The sequence below is a fragment of the Paenibacillus antibioticophila genome (assembly GCF_000455265.1).
GTDB lineage: Bacteria > Bacillota > Bacilli > Paenibacillales > Paenibacillaceae > Fontibacillus > Fontibacillus antibioticophila.
This window is the reverse complement of record NZ_HG005139.1, coordinates 480,105-503,036: the sequence shown is the minus strand read 5'-3', so window position 1 is coordinate 503,036 and position 22,932 is coordinate 480,105. Positions and strand designations below refer to the sequence as shown.

General features: G+C 48.6%; 18 protein-coding genes. 2 read left to right on the top strand and 16 right to left on the bottom strand.

Annotated features, from left to right (window positions below; translation table 11 throughout):
• From TX85_RS02140 to TX85_RS02095, 10 genes are all read right to left on the bottom strand, one after another.
• The coding region (locus TX85_RS02140) for a VWA domain-containing protein (RefSeq protein WP_049894758.1) at positions 1-2,664 on the bottom strand (2,664 nt) is incomplete at its 3' end.
• Complete coding sequence (locus tag TX85_RS02135; RefSeq protein WP_044477496.1) at positions 2,648-4,678, bottom strand: vWA domain-containing protein; 2,031 nt, start codon at positions 4,676-4,678, stop codon at positions 2,648-2,650. The genes TX85_RS02135 and TX85_RS02140, both read right to left, overlap by 17 nt.
• Before the next feature lie 233 nt (positions 4,679-4,911).
• Complete coding sequence (locus TX85_RS02130; RefSeq protein ID WP_044477495.1) at positions 4,912-5,799, bottom strand: DUF58 domain-containing protein; 888 nt, start codon at positions 5,797-5,799, stop codon at positions 4,912-4,914.
• Positions 5,796-6,785 (bottom strand): AAA family ATPase, encoded by a 990-nt coding sequence (locus TX85_RS02125; protein ID WP_044477494.1) that lies wholly within the window; start codon positions 6,783-6,785, stop codon positions 5,796-5,798. Before TX85_RS02125 ends, TX85_RS02130 begins: the two co-directional genes overlap by 4 nt.
• Positions 6,786-6,811: 26 nt before the next feature.
• Positions 6,812-8,515 carry a hypothetical protein gene (locus tag TX85_RS02120; protein WP_049894757.1) on the bottom strand — a complete coding sequence of 568 codons (1,704 nt, stop codon included), beginning with the start codon at positions 8,513-8,515 and terminating at the stop codon, positions 6,812-6,814.
• Positions 8,516-8,584: 69 nt separating this feature from the next.
• Positions 8,585-9,616: an ABC transporter permease gene (locus TX85_RS02115; RefSeq protein WP_044477493.1), complete on the bottom strand. Its 1,032-nt coding sequence runs from the start codon at positions 9,614-9,616 to the stop codon at positions 8,585-8,587.
• Positions 9,603-10,541: an ABC transporter ATP-binding protein gene (locus TX85_RS02110; protein WP_044477492.1), complete on the bottom strand. Its 939-nt coding sequence runs from the start codon at positions 10,539-10,541 to the stop codon at positions 9,603-9,605. The genes TX85_RS02115 and TX85_RS02110 overlap by 14 nt, the downstream gene beginning before the upstream one ends.
• Positions 10,534-12,852 carry a DUF7408 domain-containing protein gene (locus tag TX85_RS02105; RefSeq protein WP_148444315.1) on the bottom strand — a complete coding sequence of 773 codons (2,319 nt, stop codon included), beginning with the start codon at positions 12,850-12,852 and terminating at the stop codon, positions 10,534-10,536. The genes TX85_RS02110 and TX85_RS02105 overlap by 8 nt, the downstream gene beginning before the upstream one ends.
• Before the next feature lie 245 nt (positions 12,853-13,097).
• Positions 13,098-13,997, bottom strand: a complete 900-nt coding sequence (gene purU / locus TX85_RS02100) for a formyltetrahydrofolate deformylase (RefSeq protein WP_044477490.1) — start codon at positions 13,995-13,997, stop codon at positions 13,098-13,100.
• Positions 13,998-14,142: 145 nt separating this feature from the next.
• Complete coding sequence (locus TX85_RS02095; protein ID WP_044477489.1) at positions 14,143-15,255, bottom strand: deoxyribonuclease IV; 1,113 nt, start codon at positions 15,253-15,255, stop codon at positions 14,143-14,145.
• 128 nt (positions 15,256-15,383) lie between these two features.
• On the opposite strand from TX85_RS02095, the gene TX85_RS02090 reads away from it, so the two are divergent.
• Together TX85_RS02090 and TX85_RS26660 are read left to right on the top strand one after the other, a co-directional pair.
• Positions 15,384-15,851: a DUF2621 domain-containing protein gene (locus TX85_RS02090; protein WP_044477488.1), complete on the top strand. Its 468-nt coding sequence runs from the start codon at positions 15,384-15,386 to the stop codon at positions 15,849-15,851.
• A gap of 781 nt (positions 15,852-16,632) precedes the next feature.
• A complete protein-coding gene (locus tag TX85_RS26660) occupies positions 16,633-16,806 on the top strand; it encodes a hypothetical protein (RefSeq protein ID WP_392391804.1) in 174 nt (57 codons plus the stop codon).
• Here TX85_RS26660 and TX85_RS02080 read toward each other — a convergent pair.
• The 6 genes from TX85_RS02080 to TX85_RS02055 form a co-directional block, all read right to left on the bottom strand.
• Positions 16,799-17,443, bottom strand: a complete 645-nt coding sequence (locus TX85_RS02080; RefSeq protein WP_044477486.1) for an ABC-2 transporter permease — start codon at positions 17,441-17,443, stop codon at positions 16,799-16,801. The two genes, TX85_RS26660 and TX85_RS02080, sit on opposite strands and share 8 nt — an antisense overlap.
• Positions 17,431-18,306 carry an ABC transporter ATP-binding protein gene (locus TX85_RS02075; protein WP_044477485.1) on the bottom strand — a complete coding sequence of 292 codons (876 nt, stop codon included), beginning with the start codon at positions 18,304-18,306 and terminating at the stop codon, positions 17,431-17,433. The genes TX85_RS02080 and TX85_RS02075 overlap by 13 nt, the downstream gene beginning before the upstream one ends.
• Positions 18,307-18,351: 45 nt before the next feature.
• Positions 18,352-18,552: a hypothetical protein gene (locus tag TX85_RS02070; RefSeq protein WP_044477484.1), complete on the bottom strand. Its 201-nt coding sequence runs from the start codon at positions 18,550-18,552 to the stop codon at positions 18,352-18,354.
• A 12-nt stretch (positions 18,553-18,564) separates the two neighbouring features.
• Complete coding sequence (locus tag TX85_RS02065; RefSeq protein ID WP_044477483.1) at positions 18,565-19,866, bottom strand: ABC transporter substrate-binding protein; 1,302 nt, start codon at positions 19,864-19,866, stop codon at positions 18,565-18,567.
• The gene (locus tag TX85_RS02060; RefSeq protein WP_044477482.1) at positions 19,841-21,139 is read right to left on the bottom strand and encodes an ABC transporter substrate-binding protein; all 1,299 of its coding nucleotides are present in this window, start codon (positions 21,137-21,139) and stop codon (positions 19,841-19,843) included. The genes TX85_RS02065 and TX85_RS02060 overlap by 26 nt, the downstream gene beginning before the upstream one ends.
• A gap of 303 nt (positions 21,140-21,442) precedes the next feature.
• A complete protein-coding gene (locus TX85_RS02055; RefSeq protein WP_158297290.1) occupies positions 21,443-22,912 on the bottom strand; it encodes a DUF6382 domain-containing protein in 1,470 nt (489 codons plus the stop codon).
• Between the last annotated feature and the right edge of the window lie 20 nt (positions 22,913-22,932).

Below are 22,932 nucleotides of genomic sequence, written 5' to 3'. Positions count from 1 at the left end.
ACGGGATTTGCGGGCGGCCAACCGGCCCAGCCCGCTGTCCTCGCGCGGCGCGGCAGGCACCGCGCTGCCGCTTGCGGCCGGTCTTCGTCCCCGACCGGCCAATGACCCGAGCCGTTCAGCGATCCGGCTCCAGGATACTGCGAGCCGCCGGACGGCGATGTCGCAGACCCACAGCAGCAGCGCCAGAATTAACAGCAGCCAATCCCAATTATCCAGCTTGCGCTGCGGATACGGGGTGAAGTCATACGCCGCTTCCGGCTCATCCCAAGCCAGCCATCTTCCGCCGGTCAGCTCCGCTAAGGCCTCCATCCGCTCCTCCGGGTCAAAATCGGCGCTAAGCCGGTATTCCGGTGAATAAGGTACGACAAAGCCGGTGCTCGTGCTGCCTGCCTCCGCCTCCTCTTCCGGGCTGGACACCTGCAGCAGAAAGGATCCCGGCTCCATTACCGTCATAACTCCTTCATAATTTCCTGGAGATACCTGGCTTAGCACAACCTCGGCTTCTTCCCCGTTATTCCCCGTCACTTTTCCGGTCAATTCGCCGGGATACGGCTCACTTGCAGCACGTACTGTAAAGTGAACTTCATTGCCCGACTGCTTCGTCTCCACTTCAAAGGTAGAGGAAGAGAACTGCGGGAAGGTCCACTTCACCATATCTGTGAATAATCCCGGGAAGCCAGGCCAAGCTACCCAATCCCGCGACCACTTGCCGGTCATATCGCTTGTCCAGGCAACGGTCCGGCCGGAGCCATATTGCCATCTTGCCAGCAGCGGGTCAGGCTCCGGGCTTGCCAGCACGGTCTGGGCGGTGGACTTTGCCGTAGCTGCTACATAACCGTAAATTTGCGGCAAACCGCCCTTGAACCACGAGCTCCAGTCTCCTCCCTGTACCTGTGCCGGTACGAAGGGCTTGTCTACGATATAGGTTCGGGCAATCATCGCCGCTTCCCGGCTGAAGATCGCCGGAAGGGTCGTCTCGTCCTCTACCAGATAGTACCGTCCCTTTGCCCCTGAAGCCAGCGATTGGAGCAGCTGTACATCGGCATCTCCGCCGACAGCCACCGTCGACATTGTAATCTTGCCTTCAACCATGCTCTCGACTAGATTCGCATAACCTGAGCTTCCTGCAGATTGGCCGTCTGTCAGCAAAATAATATGCTTGCGCTGAGCATCCAGATCCAGCATTTTGGCAGTAGCATCGGCAACAGCCGGGTAAATGTCCGTTCCCCCGCCCGAGGGGATTCCATTAATGGAGGAGATCACGCTCTCCTTATCGTCCAGCCTCTGCGGCTCAACCACCCACCAAGGGCGATCATCAAAGGCGAGAACGCCTACCGTGTCCTTTTCCCGAAGCAATTCCACAGTACGGATGGCCGACTCCTTGGCCAGTCTCAGCTTTTCTCCGTCCATACTTCCGGAACGGTCGATAACCAGGATTAGTCCCAGGGAAGGGATCTCCCTTTTTCCCTCAAGCTCCATCGATACCGGAAGGAGCTGCTCGATCGGAGTCTTGAAATATCCGCCCATCCCAAAGCTGTCCTGGCCCCCGACCATCATAAAGCCGACCCCATAGGAGCGCACGGCCTGCTCAATCAGTTCCATTTGCCGACCGCCTACCTGCTCGCCCGACACATTATTGAATATGATGCTGTCGTAGGCCGCATATTTAGACAATTCAGAGGAGAGCATTCCAGGGGAAATAACGGAATAATCGATCAAGCCTGCGCTCAAGGCATTTTCCAGGTTCGCAGACGTCCCCGAGGCTCCTTCTACAATCAGCACCTTCGGACTGCCTGTCACCCGGGTGAAGGCATAGTGAGCATTGTTAGCGGACTGCTCATCTCCTTCAATATAGATCTCGGCCCGGTAACGGTGCAGCCCCATCTCCTTAGCCAGTCCCTGCAAGGAATACCGGTTATCTCCCCGTTCCAGAGTGACCGCATGACGTCCGATTTCACGATTATCTTCATACAGCCTGAGCTCTCCGCTTCCCGCATAAGTGCTGCGGACAAGCACCTCGAAGGCAAAGGATTCGGCAGGATACAGCTTCTCGGGAACAAGAAACTCCTCAATGGACGCATCCCTTTGCTCCGGGGAGGTTACCGGCAGCACATCGACCGCAATTCCTCTTTCCTTCAACAGCTGCGCCTCATCCAGTACGGCCCCAACGTTCTCCATTCCGTCTGTAATAAGCACCAATCTCCGGTTTTCCTTGCCCTGAAACAGGCTTCCTGCCAGGGACAGCGCATGCTCGATATGAGTAAACTCCCGCGATACTTCCCTTTGACCCCAGCTAGGGAGTTCAATCGACTCACTCAGGCTTTTATCCACTACGGTATTCATACCGAAGGAGACGGCTCCGGCAAGATCGTGTTCTCCCTTTGACTTGACGGCTTCCCCTATCCATTCATCGATCGGGACCGTGGAGGAAATGCTTGAGGAACGGTCTGCAACAAATACGATCTCTTTATTCAAAGCAATCGTGTAGGTATGAAAACCTGCCAATACGAAAATCAACAGCACACAAATGGCCGTCCGCAAGCCTACAGCCCATTTTTTTCGCGCTCCGGCAAGCCTGAAATCTTTACGGTATGCATAGACGGCACCTGCAATCACAAGGGGAAGCAACAGCAGTACCCAGGGATGATCAAATTGAACGCCCACGTTGGTACACCCCCCATTCAACCAAAATCAGCAGCAGCACGATCAGTACAATCCATTTCAGCAGCGGCGCTTCCTCGCGATGGATATCTCCGGCTTCAGAGCTTCGGGCCGACTGCTCGTCGTAGTCCGAGTCACCCTGCACCCCGTCATTTACGCTGGCCGGTTGTCCGGAATCAGCAACCAGAGCAGTCAACAAGTCTTGATGGGGAGCTGTAACCGACTCCAACGGATCCGCCGCTACTGCCAGCCAATACCCAGGCTGTGCTTCTCCATCGCTTCCAGTGACATCAAGCCGCCAAAGCCCGGGGATGGACGGCGCCGGTTGCTTCGCTGATAGAGCGCCGCTCTTCATACGGACTGCAGGAATCGGCTCCGCTCCCGAGTTCAGGGCATATCCATCCATCGGGCTCCAAACCGCAGTTGCCGCGTCCTGTGCTACCGGAATATCGAGCTCTGCTCCAGCCGCCGCTCTGCCCAAGCCAGTTCTCATACCGGACTTGAGCCAGGTCACTGCATTGTCGACAAGCACCGGAAATTCCGGCTTGAGCGTCAGATCCCCGTCCTCCAGCCGGAACAGAAAGACCAGCTTCGGCCGGCCGTTCTCTATTCCCGCATATGCTGCTGTCTTCCCGCCTACAGTGAGGATCGGTTTTCCCCAGGCCGGAATCGGTGCATCAATAAGCCGGCCTGCCGGGGGCTCTTTGAGCTGCAAATAACGCGTGACCGGATGCTTGGCCGTGACCGTCTCCGCATGCTCAAGATCCACGCCCTCATCGGCTCCGCCAATCGTCCACTGCGGCGTCTCGGCAAGCAGCTTCGCCCAAGCTCCGCTCGCCGCGTAGTCCGGCAATGCCCCTTCAATGACGATGACATCGGGCTTGCTTTCAGGGATGGGAGGAGCTTCTGCCGTCCCTGTACCGTTCGCCTTTGCCTCTGTGATCCGGGTAACCTGCGCTCCGGTCAGCTGCAGCGCTTTTTCCAGAAACAGGTTTCCTTTTGACATCAACCATACCTTGGTCGCTCCGGCCTGCTCCAGGAAAGCAAATGATTCATTGTCCAGCGAATAGCTGTCTTCCGGCTTTAATGATAACCGGTATACCTCCGCAGAAGGTAAGCTGTTGAATTCCACCGTTGTCCTCCGGCTCGGATCGGCCGTGAAATCACGGGATGCAATCAGCTTGCCGTCACCATACAGATCCAGCTTTAATTCACTAGCCGGACCGTCATTGCGGATTACGGCTACCCCATAATGGGCCCCGCCAGAGTCTTCATTGCCCGTGCTCCCCGGCTCTTCTCCAGCAGAACGCTTTACCCCAAACTGTTCAATTGCAGCATTTGCCGTCTGCTCTGGTCCGATGGGCACGATTTGAACGGGAACCTCAAAGGCGATTCCAGCATCACCTGCCTGCTCCGGCCAACGTGTATCAGTATAAAGAAACACTCTGCCCTCTTCTCCCCGCGTCAGTGCAGCAGCGAGCGATAGTGTCTCATGATAAGCCGATCTCCCATAATCCGCAGATAAGCCATCGATTGTACGGAACAGGGTTTCTCTATCGTTTTCCCGAGTCAGAAGCACCTCCGGTCTGCTTCCCAGCCGAATCAGCGTGATCTCCTCGCCTGCTCCTGCTTCACGGACATATGTATTCAGCTTGTGCTTCATCTCCGCCAGCTTGCTGTCATCCTCCGTCTCTTCCGCTGCTTGCGGGAGTGCCATCATACTGGCGGAAGTATCGGCAATGAGCACCGTATGCCCCTGATGTCCTCCAGTTTTCCAGATGAAGGGCTGCATTAAGGCCAGCACAAGCAATGCCGCAGCCAACAACTGAAGCCAGAGCAGAAGTCGGTTCTGGAGCTTCTGCCATGGACGATTTGCTTCCATATTAAGCAGCACCCGTCTCCACAGCATGTGGCTGGGAACAGGCGTATCGATATAAATCCGTTTAAATAAATACAAAATGATAATGACCGGCAGCGCCAGTGCAAACCAGAGACTCATCCATGACCCGATGCCCATTTCCGCTCGCCTCCTCCCTGGAAATTTTACGTTCTAATGGGGACGTGTGAATTTTTCTTACGATCGCTGTTGTTCGCGGATTTCTCTTATTTAACGAAGTTCTGACAAGGAAGAAATCCACTCGCAAAGGCGAACGCTCCGCTTCTTCAGCTCACATCACACTTATCCCTTTTTACGTAACTCTATAAGTTCAATCCATATCGTTACTCATGTTGCAACGCTTCCCTATCTACCTAACTGCCTGCCGCACCTGCAACGCGCAGCATGGTAAATACGGCCTTCTCAAGCGGCCAATCCGAGGGAATCTGCACATAACGGGCACCCAGCCCTGCGCAGCACTCCTTCAATTCCTGGGTATACCGGCTCACTTCCCGTTCATAGGCCTTCAATACTTTGCCGCTCATCGCTACTTCCTTGCCGCTGCCAAGCTCACTGTCGACCAGCCGCAAATCGCCGCTGTAGCCCGGGGCAAGCTCTTCCCTGGATATCACCTGAACCAGTATCGGCTCCTGTCCCATCGACATCAAGCGAAGCAGCAGGTCACGCAGTTGATGGACTCCGCCTTCCATCCAGCAGTCCGAGAAAAGCCAGGCCAGCCCCTGCTCGCCCGGACGTGCATGAATCTGCTTCATGGCCGGAGCCAGATTGCCGCCCTGGACTGTGCTTGCTTCCTTCATAAAAGTGAACAGCCGTGGGCTGGATGCCTTGCCTCGCAGCGGGGGCAGCTTATCCAGCGGACGCTCGCCAAGCAGTACCGCCTGGACCTTATCCTCTGAAGAAAGAGCCACATAGCCTGCTGCTGCGGCTAAACTTTTGGCCATATCCAGCTTGTTGCCGAAATTCATAGACGCAGATACATCCAGATACAGGCTGAAGGTAAGCTCCTGCTCATCCCAAAACTGGCGGATGAACGGTTTTCCTGTCCGCCGGTAAACACCCCAATCGAATCTTCGGATATCGTCTCCTGGGGTATACTCGCGATAATCCGCAAATTCAAGAGAAGCTCCCAAATGGCCGGAGCGCCGTTTGCCCTGGGTTGTCCCGCGCACATTGTGTTTGGAGACGATAGACAACCGCTCCAGTCTTGGCAGCAAGGAAGACGGCAGCAGGGAGGATGTCATTTCCCTCCCTCCAGTACGTCAAGGATCTCACGGATCACGTGATCCGTAACAATCCCGAGCGATTGGCCCTCAAAATTCAAAAAGAGACGGTGTCGAAGCGCCGGAATCGCTACAGAGGAAATGTCGCCGGTCGATACATGCATTCTGCCCTTGCTGACCGCTCGAACCTTGGCCGCAGAAACAATAGACTGGATGCCGCGCGGACCGGAGCCGAAGCGTACATAGCTTCTTACCAGCTCAGGGGCCGCTGCTTCCTCCGGATGGGTCATCATTAACAAGCGTACGCCAAAATCCAATACCTCGTCCGCCAGCAAAACCTCCTTGGCTGCTTGGCGAATTTCCAGCAGTTCCTCTGCTGAAGCCACCTTATCAGCTAAAGGCTGCGCCGTTGAGGTGGTTCTACGTACAATCTCCTTCAGCTCTTCCTCGGAAGGATAGCTGACGAGAATTTTCAGCATGAACCGATCTAATTGGGCTTCCGGAAGCGGGTAGGTCCCTTCCTGCTCCAGCGGATTTTGCGTCGCAAGGACAAAGAATGGCCGCGGCAGACTCCGCGTTTCTCCGCCTACGGTGACTGTCTGCTCCTGCATTGCCTCCAGCATAGCGCTCTGTGTCTTCGGCGAAGCCCGGTTAATTTCGTCTGCAAGCACGATGCTGCTGAATACCGGACCCGGCTGAAAGCTCATCTCGGCGGTTCCCTGCGGGCCGAAGGAGATAATATTCGTACCGGTAATATCGCTTGGCATTAAATCAGGCGTAAACTGTATCCGCGAAAAAGACAGGTCCAGCGTGTCGGATACGGTACGGACCAACGCCGTCTTCCCAAGCCCGGGAATCCCTTCCAGCAAGGCGTGCCCTCCAGCAAAAATACACCACAGCATCTGCTCTACAACGTCCTCTTGACCCACAATCACCTTGGCAATCTGCTCCCGGACCCTTGCAATTGTACTGCTCCATCTCTTCACATCAGCCGTCTGCTCCAACATTTCGATCCCCTCTCCTTGTCGCTGCCTTAATTCCCCGGATCAATTTCGGTAAAATAACTTTCTACCAAGCCCTGCAAGCTTTGAGGAAGCTCGCCGCGATCGAGCGCTCGCTTTGCCTCAGCTGCATAATCGCTATAGACCTCTTCATAAGGACGACTTGCTCCGTCAAAGACAGGTCCTTGTCCGCCCTTCTGCACATTTCCGCCCGTTGCCGGGCCTGAGTCAATTTCAACATTGCCCGTTCCCGAGCTATCGCGCGGGGTGGTTACCAATGCCCGTCCGCCGCTGCCAAATCCGGCTCCGCTTCCCTGGCCCTGACCGCTTCCGCTGCCTCCTTGACCGGTTCCGGAGCCTTGTCCCGAGCCGCTGCCTGAGCCACTTCCCGAGCCTTGCCCTTGTCCTTGTCCATTTCCTTGACTGTTACCTTGACCCGAAAGCCCGTTACTTCCTCCTGAATTTCCTGCTTCACCATTTGAACCTTGTCCGCTTCCTGACGCAGCAGCCAATTGCTCCGCACTTCCGCCCATTGCCCAGGCATCGGAGACAGACAGACCTGCTGCGGACATCTCAGCGGCAAGCTCCAGTCCCTGCTGGGCAAGTCCGGATGCCATTGCAGACGCCGCGGCAGCTTGCAATGCCTCTGCACTTGCAGATTTCAGCTCCTCCTCAAGGGCCGCGGCCAGCTCCGAGAGCGCCAGATCAGTGGCGCTGTCCTGTCCTTCCCCGATGCTTTCGGCTGCTTTGCGCAGTGCTTCCGCTAGCTGTTTGGCATCCTCTCCCTCTTGGGGGACTTGATCCGCGAGCTGGGATAACGCATCGGCTAGTCGGTCCTTTGCCTCATCCGATAGCTCTGGCAGCTTCTGCTTCAGCTTATCCAGCTCTTCTGAAATCTGCTTCGCTTCATCCTGCTCCTGCGCGCGGGCAATATCCTGAAGCTCGGGCTGCTGCTTCCAAGCATCAAGCCAGGCCGACCGCTCCTGCTGCTCCAGCTCCTGGCGCTCCGCCATTTCCTGGAGCTTCTTCATGCTCTCCTCCAGAGATTGTAGGGCCTCCTCCGGTTGTTTTGCGGCAGTCAATTCCTCCCGAAGCTTAGTCAATTCCTCTTGCAATGGCGCCTTAACAATCGGGTCGAGCTCTTGCGCATCAAGCTCCTCCAGATTCTTATCGATTTCCTCCAGCCGGGAGTCGATCCATGCTTGCTGCTGCCGTTCACGCTCCAGCACTTCATCCATCGGATTCGGAGTCATAAATAGGACTACGGCGGCCAAGACCGCACTGCACGCCGCAATAAGCATGGAACGCCGCGGACGGGGAAGCGGCAAATGCTGCTTCAGCCCCTCCACGTATTGCTGTCCATAAATGATCGCCTGCTTCCGTTGCAAATCAGCAGCGTATCCCTCTGCATTCAAATAATGAAGCGCCGTCACCATAGCATCCTGTCTCTCGCTGCCATCACGCTGATGATCCATGATTCGGGCCGTCAATTGCGCGGATACAGGGCGCAGCAGCTCCCATACGCCTCCTGCGGTCACACACAGTACAAAGCTTATTCCTGCATATAAAGCGGCATAGTGAATCGGCCATACTCTTTCGGCTGACAGCCAAAGGAGGACAAAGCCAAGCCCAACAAGGCTGCCATATCCGACACCGGAGCACACTCGAATCCATCTCATCCGAAACGACACTTTTTTGAGTTGCTGGTGCAGCTCTTCTATACCTGACTTGTCCATCTCCATGGCTCCTTTCTAGAGGTAGTTCAAAAAATCAGCTTTTGATCCCACACTTTAACACTCTGCATATTATTTTTCACGTTCTCTTGCTTTGGGCTCTACCTTTTCCATCTGCTTAAGCCCCTCGGGAGGAGGCGGCAGTTCAGCTGAATCCTCATGAAGACCGCCGGAAGCTGCCTGAACATCCTGAACAGCCAGAACAGCCTGCCCGGCTTTGCCCCGCCGTCTGCCGCGTACCGGGCGGATCTTGCGGATCGCAATCCAGAGCATAATGACAATCACAACACTATATACCAGCAAGAACTCCTGCCACAGAGCAATCGGAGCCGAAGACTGAAGATTGCTTCGTTGTACGAAGAAGGCAGACTCTGAGAATGATGGCTCGAAAATACTGATCAAAGCCCCTGCGGGATTCAATCCAAGGATATATCCCACCCAGGAATATGCCCGTAAGGACGCAGCACCCGAACTGTAATAGTTGGCCTGATCAATGCTCATGGCGAACAAATAAGCAATTCCCGTAAATAGGAAGATAACCAATCCGGCTCCATAGGTCATGATAACTGCAAAAATCGTCTTTTTAAATAAGGTCGAGAAGCATACCCCGATTGCACCTAACAGGAGCATAACGAATAGATCGAACAGGAAAACCAGCAGGAGCTGCCCTGTGGATACTCCGCCATACAAGAACACAATGCTGTAAACAGGAAGCGTCGCCTCTATAATCAGCGTCATGAAGCTGAGTGAGGAGACCAGCTTGCTTAGTATAATAGCGGACGAGCTTTGCTGTGTCGTCAGCAACATATTCAATGTCTGCTTCTCTCGCTCCCCGCTGATGACTCCAGCTGTCAGTGCAGGGGTCATAAAAGCGATCAAGACAAGCTGAGCAATACTAAGCGCGTAGAACATCAAGCGGCTCGTTCCGGAATCTACCCGCGAGGACGTCATTCCTGTAGAGGTCAGCACGTAGATAATTCCCATCGCAAAAAGTCCCATGACAAGCACATAGGCAAGGATCGTAATCGCCGAACGGGGCGAGCGCATCCGTAGCCGGAATTCCTTATCCAACACCGGGTTCATCACCATGTTACGCCAGTTCATTCGCTCCGCCTCCTTTCGTGATTTCAAGGAATACATCCTCAAGATTGCTCTGTGCTTCATGGAAGGAGACGACTTGATACCCCGATGACAAAATATTCGTCAACAACGCCGACTGCTCGGCATCTCCTCCGCCGAAATGAACATGGACTCCCGTCTCATCGCACAGAACCTGGCTCACATGAAGCTCATCACGGAGCTGTCCCGCTAGTTCCTCTGCCCGTTCCAGCACCCGGATATGGAGCACTCTCTTCACCCGCAGCCGGTTCTGGATCTCTGATACCTTGCCTTGAGCCACCATTCTTCCATGCTCAATAACGCCAATTTCATCCACCATCTCCGCCAGCTCAGGCAGGATGTGAGATGAAATAATGATCGTTTTGCCCATCAGCTTCAACTCTTTGAGTATTTCTCTCATCTCAATCCGCGCACGCGGATCAAGCCCTGATGCCGGCTCATCCAGAATCAGCACCTCGGGATCATGCACCAGACAGCGTGCAAGACACAAGCGCTGCTTCATCCCGCGGGAAAGACTGTCCACATACACATCCCGTTTATCGCTCAGGTTAACGAGCTCCAAAAGCTGGGGAATCAGTTGCTCGCGCTCATGGCGGGGAATCCCGTAGCTGGCCCCGTAGAAGTGTAGATATTCCGTTGTCTTAAACTGATCATAGACTCCGAAGAAGTCGGGCATATACCCAATCAGCTTGCGGACCTCTTGCGGATAATCCGTCACCTCATAGCCGCCAACCTTGGCGGACCCGGAGGTTGGTGACAATAAGGTAGCCAGGATGGACATCGTCGTTGACTTCCCCGCTCCATTGGGTCCTACAAAGCCAAACACTGTTCCTTTGCCAATTGAAATATTGACATCCTGAAGGGCCGCGAAGCTGCCATACATTTTAGTTAAATTCCGGATTTCAATCATGGGACACCTCTCCCTTCAGCATGATCTCTGGCAGTTGGAAGCTGGCCCACTCCGTCGTTGTATATTTCACCTTGACGATCCCGTTCCGGGTATACTCATTCGCCGGTCCGGTAATCATGGCTTCCCACTCTCCCTTGCTCTCGTTCCATACCTGCATGCTTACATTACTAGGGAAAGAGTTCTGAATTTGAATTTCGTTATATTCAACCTTTGCTTCGGTCGGCAGGGTGAATCCAAAAGTAATCTCCCCTGCAGACATATTGATCTGGTTGCCCCAGTCTTTGGAAAAATCGGTGGCCGTATTGCTTAAAATTTCAGGCACAATTACCCCTGCTGGAATCTCAACCGCACCATCGAGGTCATATTGAGGATCGAACGATTGAATCCACATATTTAAATAATCAAACTTGGGGTCCTTGCCATTAACCGTATAGTTGCTTGCCGGATCAGGAGCTTCCTTGCTCCAGCCGATCAACACATATCCGCCGTAGTGGCCCGAATAATTCATATACTGGTTAATCATAGAACGCTCCCGCTCTTTGTCTTCATTAGAAGAACCGGAGGAGTATCCATGATAGGGAAAAATGGCTGATCCGTAATCGTTCCCATAGGAAGAAGTAAATGATGCAGGAAGCTGGATTTGCTTTCCCCGTGGGAGTTCTCCAAGTTCATAAATCCGGCTTGCCGCGATAATGAAGGTTTCCTCCATGTCATGCTTGGTCTGGTTCTCGATCGTGCCTTGCAATTTACCTTGACCATCAAAATGCAGATCCAATTTCATTTCACCTGTGTTTAACAGCTCCGGAGACTCCATCCACAGCTTGGCGATGGACCGAGTCGTCATTTCACGCAGGATCAAATCCGTAGAATCCGCCTGGACACGAATCATCTGACGATCCGCTCCGCCAATCTGTCCGCCCGTGATCAGGTTATGCTCCCGTTCTACTGTTACGCGAGTTCCCGCTGGCAGCTTAAGGCTATAGTCTCCTCCTTTGGGAACAAACAAGGCGGAAGAGGCGGATTGTACTGCCTCCCCTTGTCCATCAAGCTCGATAATGTTAAGCGTATGGGCACGGATGTCCGATCTGCCGCTTGTACCCGCAAAGTAAATCGATGCACTTGCCGTAATAGCAATCAGCGGAATCAATCCCCAGGCCCATTCTCTTCGATCAAGCTTCTTAAGCACATAGTAGAGGAGCGGAGCAACCACAACCGCATATAATACAAGCATCCAGAACAGTAATGAGAATGGTGGAAGCGTCAATGAAGGGAAGTAATCCAGAATATAGGACAACCCCGTCAACAGATTCCAATCCGATGAGTTCGATCTATAATTGCCATTATTATTCGAGAACTGTTCCTGAAGCACATCCAGCCATAATGCCGCATGACCACGCCAATGATAGACGGGGTCCATAGAAATATCGTAAGCCGCGTAGATGACTTCCCCTTTTCCTGCCGCCTGCTCTGCGATAAGCGGTAATTCTGCCGTACCATAGCTGCTTATTGCCCCTTGCTTCAGAGCTCCTTTAGAGACAGGAAAGGCTCCATTAAGGACAAGGGGCTCCCCGCTTGCTTTAGCCAAGGCATCCAGTTCAAGCACGTCCGTTCCGCCCTGAACCTCCACAGGAGACAAATCCTCGAAGCCTTTCGCGGTTTTGGCATAACCTTGACCTCCGGCCAGCATAAGGGTGCCGCCTCGCTTCACCCAAGTACGAATGGCATGGATCTGATCTTCGGTTAATGTATCAGCCGAATAGTCGTTCATAACGATGACATCCATTGTCGACAGCATCGTGGCGTTCTCCGGCAGCTTTTCCTTCTCAAGCGGAACGACGAATGCAGTCTTCCCGATGCCGCTGCCCAGAGCCAGAAAATTCAGGGTATCCGGATCAGCAGCAAGAACACCGATCATCAAACCGTTCACCGCTGAATTTTGTATGTAAGCCCGGCCGGTTGAAAAAGCGATATAATCTCCTTTTTCCATCGATCCTTCGTAAAATTTAATACTGCTGTTCTGCTTGCCGAAGCTGTTGCCTACAACAGCAAACTGAACTGATTTGGCCGTACCCGCAGTTAAATCCACCCGTTCCACATAGGAAGAGAACGTTCCGGTGTACGGATTCTCCATCTGGACGACCAGATCACCGGAAATATCCTGGTCACTGGTCAGCTTGACAGTCAGCGGTCCCCAATCATTCATTTTAATACTTCCGTTGTAGCCGAGCTCAGATTCTACCGCAATCTTGGGTCCTGCTGCCGAGGCAGTCAGAGGCTGCGCTATGCCCAGTAGGACCAGTACTGTAAGCAAGGCACATACAACCTTAGCCAAAATGCTGCTTCTATTGGTTCTTGGTATTGATAAATACACGCTTCGTTCCCCTCTCCTGTCTGTATTTCCATCCATAGACTTACTGTTATTATAACGTACACTTGTACCCAAAGGTTTCCTTCAATGGATACAACCTTATCCTTTCATGAAAAAAGCCTCGGACAAGCGAGGATGTTCCCTGCTGACGAGGCTGATGATTATGGCTCTGCTATCACGTTTCAAAATTAATTAAACACCACTGTTTTGTTCTGATGCACAAGGATCCGGTCTTCGATATGCCATTTGACAGCACGTGCCAGAACCACACGCTCAATCGTGCGCCCGATTCGCTTCAGCTCGTTGACATCGTCTCCGTGACTGACCCGCTGCACGTCCTGTTCAATAATCGGTCCGCCGTCCAGCTCTTCGGTGACATAATGTGCCGTTGCGCCGATAATCTTCACACCGCGGTTATAAGCTTGAGCATAGGGCTTGCCGCCGACAAAGGCCGGAAGGAAGGAGTGATGGATATTAATGATCCGGTTCCGGTATGGCTCGATCAGGGCCGGAGATACAATTTGCATGTAGCGGGCCAGAATGATCAGATCCACTTGACCATTTACCAGCTCCAGCTGCTGCTTCTCCGCTTCAGCCTTCGTCTCCGGTGTAACCGGAATATAATGATAAGTAATGCCGAAGGATTCGACATATTCCTTCATATCCGGGTGATTGCTGACCACCATGGTAATTTCCGCATCCAGATCGCCAGCCTGCCATTGCCAGAGCAGTTCAACAAGACAATGATCCTCCTTGGACACAAAAATCGCTAGCTTCTTCTTGTGACTCAATGGATAAAGCTGCCATTTCATCTCGAACTTGTCCGCAATCTCCGCGAAATCCTGCTCTAAGCCTGCAAGATGCGACTCCAGCTGCGGCAGATCAAACTCGACCCGCATAAAGAACATACCGCCCTCCGGGTCCATCGTATATTGATCAGACTGCACGATATTAGCGCCATGCTGATACAGGAAGTCTGATACCGCCGCTACGATCCCCGGTCCGTCCGGACAGGATATCAGCATTCTTGCCCGGTTTTGTTCATAAGGTTTCGCCGGCTTCAAAGCCGCCTTGACATGAGTGTCCATCTCTCCAAGCCCCCTGATCTCTATCTTCTAATATATATAAGTTGAACTACTGAATTTCACGTTCTGAGGGCAACATGTGAGAAAGCTTGTAACACTTCACACTTATACCCTTTCTACGTAGCTTTTATGTTCAGCTTATATAGCGTTATTCTCCTAAAGCAAGCCAAGCGACCAACAGCTGATTGATCTGCTCCTCTGCATGATCCGGGAACAAGCCGGCAGCCAGAACCAGATCATACAGTCTTTCCAAAGGTTCACGAGGATCGGCCTTTTTCGCCTTCGCGTCCGACTTAAGCACATTCCACGTATCTAGCACGAAGGAACGAGGATGAATGTCTTGTCCAGCAAAAAACTCCTTAAGTTGCTCAATCTCGGACAGAATGCTCTCTCCGAACCGTTCAGCAACATTGCCGCGAAGCAAGGCAATCTCCATCTCATACATCGGCCGCTGTGTCTTTGCATCCTTTCCGATCCAAGGCGTCTCCAGAATAAATGGACGTCCTTGCAAAGCTTCATGATGCACAATGCGGTTAATGGCTTCAAAGCCGATCCATCCGCTGCCGATCGGGGTGTGACGGTCCTTGCCGGAGCCAATCGGGTTTTTACTGTCATTAATGTGCACAATGGCCAGCCTGTCTAGCCCAATAAGCTCATCGAATTTCCGCAGCACGCCGTCAAGATCATTGACGATATCATAACCTGCATCATGGATATGACAGGTATCCAGGCAGATGGTCAAGCGCTCGTTATGCTCTACCTTGTTGATCATAGCCGCGATTTCTTCGAAGCTGCGCCCCATCTCCGTGCCTTTGCCGGCCATCGTCTCCAGAGCAATATTCACATCCGTCTCAGCCGTACCGTTCAAAACGGCATTCAGTCCTTCCGCAATACGGTCTATTCCGTATTCGGCATCCATATCCGTAAAGGCACCGGGATGAAGCACGATGTTTCTTACACCGAGAGCATGAGTCCGGCGAATCTCTTCCTGCAAGAAATCAACCGCGAGTTGATATGTCGCCGGTTTGTAAGAGCCCAAATTAATAATGTACGGTGCATGAACAACGATTTCTTCTATGCCGGCAGCTTCCATAGCCAGCTTGCCTTCCGCAATATGCATGGTCTCGATCGGTTTGCGCCGGGTATTCTGAGGCGCACCGGTATAAATCATGAACGAGCTAGAACCGTAGCTTGCTGCTTCCGCAGTCGCACTAAGCAGTCCTTTATCTGAAAAAGATACATGGGATCCTATTTTCAGCATGTTAATCCCCCTTTTGGACATTAAATCGCTAAACAAACCTATTTTAGCCTGAAAGCTGAAATAAATAAAGAAATAAGGTATAATTTTAACCAAATTGATCATCAAATGTACTTATTGGGGTGATTTCCTTGCTTAAGCATTCCCTTGCATACAGCCTTTCGAACGGACCAAGCAATCTATTCCTGAACAGCATCGTTTTTTGGGCTTTCCTTCTGCTCGGCATGATGTGCATTGGCGGCTTCTTTATGTTCCGCAAGTTCCTGAAGGTGCTTCCGAAGGCGGACGGGCGGTCGAAGCTCGACTGGCAGAACCATTGGGTGGAGAGCAGCCGTCATTTATGGACAGAGGACGCCAAAGCTTTCCTCGATCAACTCGTCCAGCCGGTGCCCAGCGCATTCAGAGACATTGCCAAGCACTCCATCGCCGCCGAGATCGGACGCATTGCCCTCGAGGATCAGGCGTCGGAGGTGACGCGCGATCACTGCATCAAAGGATACATTGTAGCCACGCCAAAACGCGACAATAAATTCCTCGTCCGGTTTCTGGAGAAGAATCAAATTGACTATCAGCCTTATAAGCACCTGATGAATAAATAAAGGAGGCTGCTGGCTTGGAGCGCCACTCTAACCGATGGATTACCCTGAAAAAGCGGATTGTCTCGGCACTCGTTTTCTGGGGCATACTCCGAATTTTCTTCTATCTATATGATCAGCTTTTATCCGATTACCTCTCAATGACCGGTTCTTTATCGCTCGGAATTTCTATTGCGTGTTTTGGAATTATGATCTTGCTTGCTTTATTGACGACAAGTTTTTTAGTATATCCTAAAGAACGATGAAGAAGGGCGGTTCCCATCGGCTGACAGCAGCTTGGGAATCGCCCCTTTGGGGTAGAATTACTTTCAATTAGAAGGGCATAACTTATCCTCAGAAATCGTGTCTTGACATCGAAAAGCATTACAGGAAATGGTGAAAAACAAATGGTAATATATTGAACTTGATCTTCTGATTTCTCTTTCCCTATTTTCTTTTATTACTCTAGTTTTATAAGAGGCGGATAACCTGCTTCAGGAAGTAAATAAGCAATAATGGTGAAAAGTAATATAATCAGTGATGCGGTTATAATTAATATAGAAATGGGTGTTGATAGTCTTTTAGCTAATGAATAAACGCCTAGAGAGAGACAAATGATGCTAATCAATAGACAGATAAAAAATGATAAGTATACATTCATTTTTGAAAGCATTGAACTGAAGAAGAGTACTAAAAAAGTGATGATAAGAACTAGGGCACTTACAAAAGTCGGTTTTTTATAGTTCATTTTTCGCACCTTTTTTGTTTTATGCTTTATAAGTTGTGAAGCAGGATTTGCTATGCATTGTTTCCAGGCACCTCTTTTATGACCACAATGTATTATGCATTTGCAGGTGCAGCCGTTGGGGCGTTGCTGGTATTCGGCTTCGGCTTTATGTCGAGGGGCGGTATGACACCGGTTCGATTAACCCTTGCCGGGGCTGCTGTATCGTACATGATTCTACTGATATTTACTTGACCTTGAAATAATAACATTTCTTCTCGATCAAAAATGCTATCCGTTCAATGATAACAGCCATCGCTATAAATATAACTAGAGTATATATGTAATCAGAGGTATTTGAACTAAAAATATCCACATTCATTTGACTCCATAAGTATGCTACTACCCCCAAAATAATCATTGATAAAACCATAGATAATACGGACGCTGTAGACCCTAATACTTGTTTTAGTGAAATATGTAGTATTCCGGATATAAAAACTACAAATGATGCTATAAAGCTAACAAATAAAGATTCCAGCAGATTAATTTCTTGTAAAAATATCATTCCTATTAGCGTAAACAACATTATGATTACAATTTGAATTATGGACAACAACAGGATTGTCACATGTCGGCTATTAATAATTTCTGATTTCATTAATGGAAGTGCCGAAAGTTGTTGCCTCCAATTAACCTTTTCATCTTCAGTATCTAAGCTATAAAAACAATTAATGTTAGATAAAGAAAACAAAAAAGCTAATATCGGTACTAAAAAATTGATGCCATACAGCCAGGCAAATAATATAGAAAGAAGAATATGCACAAGCATTTCTATAATTTTGAATTTTTTACTCAAAATTGTCATGTCTTTTAATATCAATCCAGCCACTTTCTTTCCCCCTTCGTATAGAAATAAAGAACATCCTCAAAGCTAGGACACTCCATATTCGTCAGTTTATATTTTTTCTGGAAAGCTATCTTTTCATTCACCAGCACTTCGTAATTCTGATGTCTTTTATTGAAAAAAAGCAAATCCTTGGGATCTACCTGATTGAATTGTTCCTTGCTAAGCTGAGCAATGCCGTATTGATTCAGCAAAACATCTTTCTCCTCTGTTAACAAAATATCTCCTTTGTGCAATATGATAAGATGATCTGCAATACGTTCTAGATCGCTGGTAATATGTGAAGCAATAAGCACTGAATGTTCCTTATTTCCAGTGTAATCTACCAGTATATCTAAGATTTCTCTTCTAACCATTGGATCTAGACCATTGGTGGCCTCATCGAGAATAAGCAGTTTAGGAGAGCTGGATAATACAATAGAAAAATTTAATTTCACTTTCATTCCCTGGCTAAAATCACTTATAGGCTGGTTCAATGGTAAATGAAATGTATCTAATAAAGACTTGTATTTGCTCTCCTCCCATTTAGGTACAATTTTTCTAATAATCTTTTCAAGCTCCAATGCATTAAACAGTTCATGATAATGATTGGTATCATAAATCACGCCTAACTCACTTTTAATCTGCTTCATATTGGCAACATGATCCATACCAAAGATAAATATTTCACCACTATCTTTCTCAATGTCGTTTAACATCAGTTTAATAATTGTTGTTTTACCAGAACCATTTTCACCAATAAGACCTACAATTTTCCCTTTAGGCAGATCAAATGAAATATTATTCAATTTGAAATCACTATATTTTTTTGTCAAATTCCTTACACTTATTGCATTTTCATTTGGCACAGTTTTTTACCTCCGTACTATCCAAGAATTGAACTATTGATTAAGTTAACTAGTAGCAGTAGAGACTTCTTCCTTGCTTAAATATAATTCCTGGTAATCCCGTGATTTTTCTAATAATTCATGATGTCTTCCGTCCGCAACGATAACCCCATCTTTCATAACATAAATATGATCAAAATTCTCACTATCATGATAGCGATGTGAGACCATAATGCAAGTTGCTTCTGATTCAAACAGAATGTCCATGAAATTAGAAAGTCACATCTCACTTCGAACTTCTTCTTGATATAAAACACGTGCTTGCTCTTCGATTTCTTTTAAACAACCTGCGGATGTTGCATTTTGATTCTGTATAGCATTAGTTAAAACAGCATCCACAATTTCATCAAATTTGTCTATAAAGCTTCGAGTTAAATCGCTATGTAAGTAAGAATTTTTACCGACTTTTTGCATCCAGATTGCCGATAAATCGACACCGCCATATTGAGAATTCATGAACTCATTTAGCGTGGATACAGAGCCCGGGATACTATTATTAAGCAAATAATTAACAGCGTCTTCATCCAGTAATGCTTGAACAATTTCCCATGCTTCATCCTTTTGTGAGGCCTCTGAAGGTATGCAAAATATATCATAGAAATAAATATCTTGACTGACGTCCCTATTTAACGGATCTACTGGTGTAGTAACAACTCCCCAAGAAAATAAGTTCTTATCCAATAGCTTAGGAATCAGACTTAATGATCCATAGTGTATAGCTGCTTTTCCTTGAAGAAATAATTCACCGTTATCATTTACAATATTTCCATCGATTGATGAATCCAAAATACTCTGAATAGAGCTTGTCCATTGTTGTGGATCAAAAAATAAATCTTTAGTCCGATTATCAACAATATTCCAACCTTTAGAAATCGAAATTGCAGATAATATAGTTGCTGGAGTGCGACCGGTTAATCCTACTGTTCCAGATCCAGTAAAACTCTGCGTTAGAGAAAGTAACTCGTCCCATGACATTTGATCGATAGGATATGCAATCCTGTTCGTATCAAACAAATCCTTATTGTAGAAAAGAACCGAAGGGGTAACCAATGGCGAAAGTCCACTCAGTTTGCCCGAGTCATCTTTAAGTGTATCTATCATCGGTTGATACAGAGCCTCCACATTCATATTGCTACGCTCAGCTAGTACGCTTAAGTCGGTAAGAACATTTTGATTCTGCAGTTCTCGGAAATTATATTTCGATGTGATAACCAAATCTGGCTTGATCTGTTGAATTTCTTTAATCGTTTCTTCAACAGTTTGACCTGTGGATTGGATAAGCCGCAATTTTAGATTAGGATATTTCTGAATAAGGTAGTTCCCATAAAATTTGTAAAAGAACTGGTCTTCGAAAGAAGAATAAATGGTGATTTCAGTCTCCGGTGATTCTAAATCAGTTTTTTTATTTTCAGTTGAAAAAAGTTGACTACAGCCCGTGATTACAAAAATGATAGATATAATGATGAAAGCAATGATCCATCGATGGATTCGGGGTTTACAATTGATTAGACTGAATTGCATCTATAACATCCTCCTGAAGTTTTAAAATCATTTGATCCACGGTGGTTTGTCCATCTATCGCTTGCCGTAATATACTATTTATTTCGAATAACGCTGCCTTCTCGGAATCATATGGCAAACCAGTATCTCCTTGGTTCAATTGCGGCTTAAGCTTGTAAAAGGCAGCCAAGTTCCGCCCCTCATTATCCATGATCAAAGACTCTCGTGTAGGAATCGTGAATAAGAATAAGTTCAAGTTGCTTTTTATTCTTGCTGTTTGCTCGCCGTTTAAGTACTTCAAAACCTCCAGACTATCTTCGAAATTCTTAGTTCTTGCATTGATTCCATTTAGATATTGGAAGGTCATCGTCTTACTGAGGTCGGGCTCATCAAGGTTAACCGGTTCGGTAACAACACCCCAGTTTATTTTTTTATCATTGTTAGCATTTAACTTCATCACAAATTGATAAGTATTCAAGGTCATTGCTAGCTTATTGTCTAAGAATAAATCCAAAGGATCTTCCTGGGAAACATAGGCCGCTCCTGCTCGATAGAACGAGACTACGTCCTCAATGTTCTCCTTCCAGGCAGGGCTATCAAACAGGGTCTTGTGATGTAAAGAATCATACCAGTTCAAGCCATTGGTTCTTCCCATCGTCAGTAGCAATCCCGCCTCGTCATAATTGAGCAGATAGAGACCTGTTAAATCTTCTTGGGTTGGAAAACGCTTGGCCAAGTCAAGAATTTGCTCCCATGACATTTGATCCGTTGGTTGTGGTATCTTGTACTTCTGAAATAAATCTTTATTATAGAACAACACTTGAGAGCTAACAGAATCGGCCAAGGCATAAAGCCGCCCATTACCCATTTCCCTAAGAGCTTCCGTAAAATTGGAGTTAATCCCCGTAAAATCATCTGTATCTGAAAATGCAGACAGATCAGATAATACGCCCTCATCCATCAAGTCTGCATATATAGATTGTGGAAAAAACAAAATATCTGGATTATGTTCATTCACTAGTTCTATGTATCTCTTACTGTCCCAGTATGTATTCTCGGCAGAAATATATTTCATTTCATTCCATATGCCACGCCCGAGTTGGGGAGTAAACTCAATAATATGAATGTTTATGTCTTTGAAGTTTTCCTTAACTAACCCGTAATCTCTTTGAAAGTCAGCTAAAGAACTATAGAGGATACTAATTTCCTTCGTTTCCTTTTTTTGCTCACTCAGTTGGCAGCCATCAAGAATCAAGCAAAAAATGATAAGCAGAAACCACTTTTGACCTTTCACGGTTTCACCTCGAGATTTAAAAATTCTAAAATATATACATCAATTAATATCCATATTGTGGAACAGTCCACTATATTTATAAATAACGTATGTTTTATATAATAGTTTCTTAGTGTATGCCTATTAATTACTTGGGGCTATTCCATCTCAGAAAGATACACTTATGCGGATTGTCCCCGTGTAGGCAGGCTTTACCTTCTGGATTTACTATCTTTTTGCTTTTGTGAAACTTACTCGTGGAGATATGCCATGGTTGATCATTTACAAAAAAAGGCTGCTGTTGAAGGCACAGCAGCCTCTTTATTAACTATCTACCCCCAGCGTATATTTACTCTCCGCAATAGAGAACGTATCGCCAGGACTCAGAGGGTACTCCTTATAGGGGGCCATTAGCTCCTCTCCGAGTACCGTGCCGTTTCTGGATCCCAGATCCTTAAGCGTGCAGCCTGTGGTCTTGACCATCAATTCAACATGAGCGCGGGATACTCCCGGCGTGTTATCGATGTATTGAGCAATCTCCTCGGACCTTCCAATGACGAAGCTTCCCTTGGACAGCGTGATGGTCTCACCTCCTGATGAACCGCGGCTGGTACGTTCAAGAGAATAGGCAGCAGCGCCAATTTTATGTTCTTTATCCAGTCCACTCCTTGAGAGCAACACAGTCTGAGGCGGCTGGACGATCAGCTCTGGAGGCTTTTTCTCTAATTCTTTTCGTACCGGGGCTTCCTCTTGAACAGTGACCGACTTTTCATCCCTTCTCCAGTTACTTAGTGCAGACAATTCATCTTCATCTAGCGGATATCGGTATGCACCCAGGCCGCTATTCTTCTCTGCTTCCTTTGCCTGCTCTCCGTACTCTTCATATTGTTCGTGCTCTTCGTTTTTATGTAATCCGATTTTGGGAAAAGGCAGCTTGAAGCCAATTCGGCTCAGCAGGATCCCCCCCGCCAAGAGCAGCGTTCCTAGCAGGCTTGTCCATAATGCGCCGGCCCCCGGATGATCCAGATATACGAATTTCCAAAGCATGGCCGCAGCCAATACAGCTCCCAGGACAATATAAGTTTTCATCGACGAGGATTGCGGCTCCTGTTCTTGTTCCTCCTCCTCTCCCTCATCGGAGAACATTGGGGTTTTCGGCATCCTCCATTGCGGCGCTGGGGGCATATTCCACTCTGGAGAATAGGAAATGGCCGAAGACTGTACCTGTTCTTCATTCGTTCTTACATATTCCCTAACCTTGAACCGAGGTTCAAGCTTCTTTGGCTCGGGCTGCTGCGGACCCGTATCGGTCATAAAATCACTGATCAATTGCCTGGTCTCCGCCAGGGTGAAGCGGTCATCAGAGCACCAGCGAAGCAGCCTCTGGATACCGTTTCCATTCATATTGTCCACACATGCCATCATTTTGGTAACCAGCTTTAAAAACACCTGGGGCAGCGGCTCTTCCCTGATCGCCTGTTTCAAAGGCACATACGTGAAGTGCAATACCGCCAAGGATAAGGGCTCCTCCACAAAAATATGGTCCTCGTCCAAATAAAACTGATCCGGAGAAAGCATATACTGCCTACTCTCTTCGAGCACGGTTACAATTTGCAGCAGGAGACTGTAGAACTCCGTCAATTCCAGCTTGTCCTGTCTCAGGCATTGGGACAGCATCTTTTTGCCTGTAATATTATATTGAAGACTTACATCATCATCGACCTCGCGAACGATAAGCGGAAGCAAATGAGGGATTGCCACAGAAGACAGCATCATGCGTTGAACACGATTCATGTGTGCTCCCTTCAAGGGCT

Bases quoted from the DNA above. Each gene is read 5' to 3' on its own strand.
- TX85_RS02055 (WP_158297290.1), bottom strand. From the start codon at position 22,912: ATGAATCGTGTTCAACGCATGATGCTGTCTTCTGTGGCAATCCCTCAT.
- TX85_RS02095 (WP_044477489.1), bottom strand. From the start codon at position 15,255: ATGCTGAAAATAGGATCCCATGTATCTTTTTCAGATAAAGGACTGCTT.
- TX85_RS02070 (WP_044477484.1), bottom strand. From the start codon at position 18,552: ATGGACATTCTGTTTGAATCAGAAGCAACTTGCATTATGGTCTCACAT.
- TX85_RS02125 (WP_044477494.1), bottom strand. From the start codon at position 6,785: ATGTTGGAGCAGACGGCTGATGTGAAGAGATGGAGCAGTACAATTGCA.
- purU (WP_044477490.1), bottom strand. From the start codon at position 13,997: ATGGACACTCATGTCAAGGCGGCTTTGAAGCCGGCGAAACCTTATGAA.
- TX85_RS02130 (WP_044477495.1), bottom strand. From the start codon at position 5,799: ATGACATCCTCCCTGCTGCCGTCTTCCTTGCTGCCAAGACTGGAGCGG.
- TX85_RS02065 (WP_044477483.1), bottom strand. From the start codon at position 19,866: ATGCAATTCAGTCTAATCAATTGTAAACCCCGAATCCATCGATGGATC.
- TX85_RS02115 (WP_044477493.1), bottom strand. From the start codon at position 9,616: ATGAACTGGCGTAACATGGTGATGAACCCGGTGTTGGATAAGGAATTC.
- TX85_RS02135 (WP_044477496.1), bottom strand. From the start codon at position 4,678: ATGGGCATCGGGTCATGGATGAGTCTCTGGTTTGCACTGGCGCTGCCG.
- TX85_RS02120 (WP_049894757.1), bottom strand. From the start codon at position 8,515: ATGGACAAGTCAGGTATAGAAGAGCTGCACCAGCAACTCAAAAAAGTG.
- TX85_RS02110 (WP_044477492.1), bottom strand. From the start codon at position 10,541: ATGATTGAAATCCGGAATTTAACTAAAATGTATGGCAGCTTCGCGGCC.